The organism is Mesorhizobium sp. M7A.F.Ca.CA.002.09.1.1 (genome assembly GCF_003998555.1).
In the GTDB taxonomy this organism is placed as follows: Bacteria; Pseudomonadota; Alphaproteobacteria; order Rhizobiales; family Rhizobiaceae; genus Mesorhizobium; species Mesorhizobium ciceri.
On the sequence record NZ_RZRR01000641.1, the window covers coordinates 1 to 3348 of the forward strand.

Here is a 3348-nt window from a genome sequence, read left to right on the forward strand (position 1 = left end):
TTTTTGGCGACACTTTTTCCGGCGCGCGCGGTCCCGGCATGGGCGATCGCCGCCAGCAGACGACCGCTGCCGATCTGAACGTGACGCTCGACGTCACCATCGAGGAAGCGGCGACCGCTGAAAAGGTGACGGCGATGTTCCCCGACGGCCGCAAGGTGGCGGTCAAGCTGCCGGCCTATGTCGAGGATGGCCAGACCATCCGCCTCAAGGGTCAAGGCGAGCAGGGGCCGGGCCAGCCAGGCGACGCGCTGGTCAAGATCCATCTGCGCCGGCATCCACGCTACCGCATCGAAGGCCGCGACCTGCACGCCGATCTGCCGGTGATGCTGGCGGATGCCGTGCTCGGCGCCAAGGTGCCTGTCGAGACGCCGACCGGCAGGCTCGCGGTCAACATTCCGGCCTGGTCGAGCTCCGACAAGGTCCTGCGGCTGAAGGGCAGAGGCCTGCCGGAAAAGGCCGGCGGTCACGGCGATCTCTACGCTCATGTGCGTATCATGCTGCCGGAAGGCGGTGACAGCGCGCTCGAAGCGCTGTTGCGCAGCCAAAAAGGCTGATCGGCGGCTTTTGTCCCCTGAACTGTCCGTTTTGAGCGCTTGAAGGGGCTCTGTGCCTGTGCGATAGGGCAACCCACAAAGCTGAAATCTTGCGGAGAGCGCTCACATGGCGGGTGGACAGGGCCTAATGGCCGGCAAGCGCGGCCTCATTCTTGGCGTCGCCAACAATAGGTCGATCGCTTATGGCATTGCCAAGGCCTGCGTCGATCATGGCGCCGAGATAGCGCTGACCTATCAGGGCGAGGCGTTCAAGAAGCGTGTCGAGCCGCTGGCGGCGGAACTGGGCGCCTTTGTCGCCGGCCATTGCGACGTCACCGATCCGGCGAGCCTGGATGAGGTTTTCGCCAATGTCGCCAGACATTGGGGCAAGCTTGATTTCCTCGTCCACGCCATTGCCTTCTCCGACAAGGATGAGCTGACTGGCCGCTATGTCGAGACGTCACGCGACAATTTCCTGCGCACAATGGACATTTCGGTCTATTCCTTCACCACCATCGCCAAGCGCGCCGAGGCGCTGATGACCGATGGCGGCTCACTGCTGACGCTGACCTACTACGGCGCCGAAAAGGTGATGCCGCACTACAACGTCATGGGTGTCGCCAAGGCGGCGCTCGAGGCCAGCGTGCGCTACCTGGCGGTCGATCTCGGCGCCAAGAAGATCCGCGTCAACGCCATTTCGGCCGGCCCGATCAAGACCCTTGCCGCTTCCGGCATCGGCGATTTCCGCTACATCCTGAAGTGGAACGAGTACAATTCGCCGCTGAAGCAGACGGTGACGCAGGAGGAAGTCGGCGATTCCGGCGTCTATTTCCTGTCCGATCTGTCGCGCGGCGTCACCGGTGAAGTGCACCACGTCGATTCGGGCTACCACGTCGTCGGCATGAAGGCGGTCGACGCGCCTGATATTTCGACGGTCAAGGACTAGCACCCCCCAACCGTCGTCCGTCCCGATCCGCACCGGAAGACCTGATGTACCCGCTGGTTTATATCGCGCGCCACGGCCAGACCGCGTGGAACGCCGAAATGCGGCTTCAGGGGCAGGCTGACACCGATCTCAATGCTCTTGGCCGCGAACAGGCGACCGGCAACGGGCTTCGGCTAGCTGCGTTGGTTCCAGATCCCTGGGAATTCGACTTCGTCGCCAGTCCGATGAAACGGACGCGCGAAACGATGCAGCGTATTCGCGCCGCGATGAAGCTGGATCCGGATGCCTATCGAACCGATCCGCGCCTCGTCGAGGTCAATTTCGGCGATTGGCAGGGATTTACCTTTCCCGAGCTGGAGACGCGGTATCCCGGAGCAAGCGGGACGCGTGCTCTGGACAAGTGGAACTTCCAGCCGCCCGGCGAAGGCGCCGAGAGCTATCAGATGCTGCTCGAACGGGTGAGGCCATGCTTCGACGCGATTGAACGCCAGACGATATGCGTGACCCATGGCGGCGTCATGCGCACCTTGTTTCGTTTCGTTCTGGGATTGGCCGAGGACGAGGCAGCGAACCTGGAAATACCGCAGGATCGCCTGCTCAAGCTCGAAGGCAAGAGTCTGGAGTGGCTTTGATGCATGTCGCCCAAAATTGGCCCCGGTTTTGGGAGAACGACATGCATAAAACAAAGACCTAAAGCGGGTCGCCTGAATCCGTTCAGACGCGACACGCTCTAGGCCATTTCGCAGGCGGCTCGGCGAAAGCTGAACCGCAAACGCTGCATTCAATTGAGGTTGGAAGCTCTAGTTGGCTGAGCTGTCCGGCAGTTCCATGTCGGTGATGACGTTTTCGCCATTGGTCACATCGTAGGCAATGACGATGTCCATGCCCGGCTTCAGCGCGTCGAGATCGGTCTCTGCGTTCAGCTTGTAGGACTTGCCGTCATCCAGCGTCAGCGTCGCCGTGTCCTTGTCGATCTTCTTGATCAGGCCTTCGGTCTGGCCGGCGAAAGCGGCGGTGGAAAGCAGCAGCGTGGCGGCAACGGCGCTAATCAGGGTACGCATAATCGTTCCTCTTTATCATTGCACCGGCATGGCGGCGGGCTGTTCAACAGCGGATGGAGCAGAGCAGAAACCAACCGAATGTGTCAAAACTAAATCCGCCAGATCACAGTTTGACCCCTGTGAAAAACGCCAATAGAACGCAATCTTCAGCCGGCTCCGATGCCGGGCAGGGTATTTCATGTCTCACAACACGTTCGGCCACCTTTTCCGCGTCACCACCTGGGGCGAAAGCCATGGCCCGTCGCTCGGCTGCGTGGTCGACGGCTGTCCGCCCGGCATCCGCTTTACGCGCGACGAGATCCAGGCCGAACTCGACAAGCGCCGGCCGGGACAGTCACGTTTCGTGACGCAGCGTCGCGAACCAGATGAAGTGAAGGTGCTGTCAGGTTTCATCCTCGACGAGGACGGCGAGACGATGATCACCACCGGCACGCCGGTGTCGATGCTGATCGAGAATGTCGACCAGCGTTCAAAGGATTATGGCGAGATCGCCCGCCAGTACCGGCCCGGCCATGCCGACTACACCTATGACGTCAAATACGGGGTGCGCGATTATCGTGGCGGCGGCCGCTCCTCGGCCCGCGAGACGGCAGCCAGAGTGGCGGCCGGTGCCTTGGCGCGCAAGGTGGTGCCCGGCGTGGTGGTGCGCGGTGCGCTGGTGTCGATGGGCGAGAAATCCATCGATCGCGCCAACTGGAACTGGAATTTCATCGGCGATGCGGAAAATCCGTTCTTCACCCCCGATCCGGCTTCCGTTCCTGTCTTCACGCAGTATCTCGACGGCATCCGCAAGGCGGGCTCCTCGGTC

The 3348-nt window shown here is 61.7% G+C and carries 5 protein-coding genes; 4 read left to right on the forward strand and 1 reads right to left on the reverse strand.

Annotated features, from left to right (window positions below):
* From EN994_RS23660 to EN994_RS23670, 3 genes are all read left to right on the forward strand, one after another.
* Positions 1-554: DnaJ C-terminal domain-containing protein (locus EN994_RS23660; protein WP_281060199.1), on the forward strand; the 554-nt coding region annotated here is incomplete at its 5' end.
* A gap of 106 nt (positions 555-660) precedes the next feature.
* A complete protein-coding gene (gene fabI, locus EN994_RS23665; protein ID WP_063167666.1) occupies positions 661-1479 on the forward strand; it encodes an enoyl-ACP reductase FabI in 819 nt (272 codons plus the stop codon).
* A 44-nt stretch (positions 1480-1523) separates the two neighbouring features.
* Positions 1524-2111 (forward strand): histidine phosphatase family protein, encoded by a 588-nt coding sequence (locus tag EN994_RS23670; RefSeq protein ID WP_013532802.1) that lies wholly within the window; start codon positions 1524-1526, stop codon positions 2109-2111.
* Between the two features lie 168 nt (positions 2112-2279).
* On the opposite strand, the gene EN994_RS23675 is transcribed toward EN994_RS23670, so the two are convergent.
* The gene (locus EN994_RS23675; RefSeq protein ID WP_013532801.1) at positions 2280-2540 is read right to left on the reverse strand and encodes a DUF1344 domain-containing protein; all 261 of its coding nucleotides are present in this window, start codon (positions 2538-2540) and stop codon (positions 2280-2282) included.
* A gap of 178 nt (positions 2541-2718) precedes the next feature.
* Here EN994_RS23675 and EN994_RS23680 point away from each other — a divergent pair.
* On the forward strand, positions 2719-3348 hold a 630-nt coding region (locus EN994_RS23680; RefSeq protein WP_164746113.1), incomplete at its 3' end, for a chorismate synthase.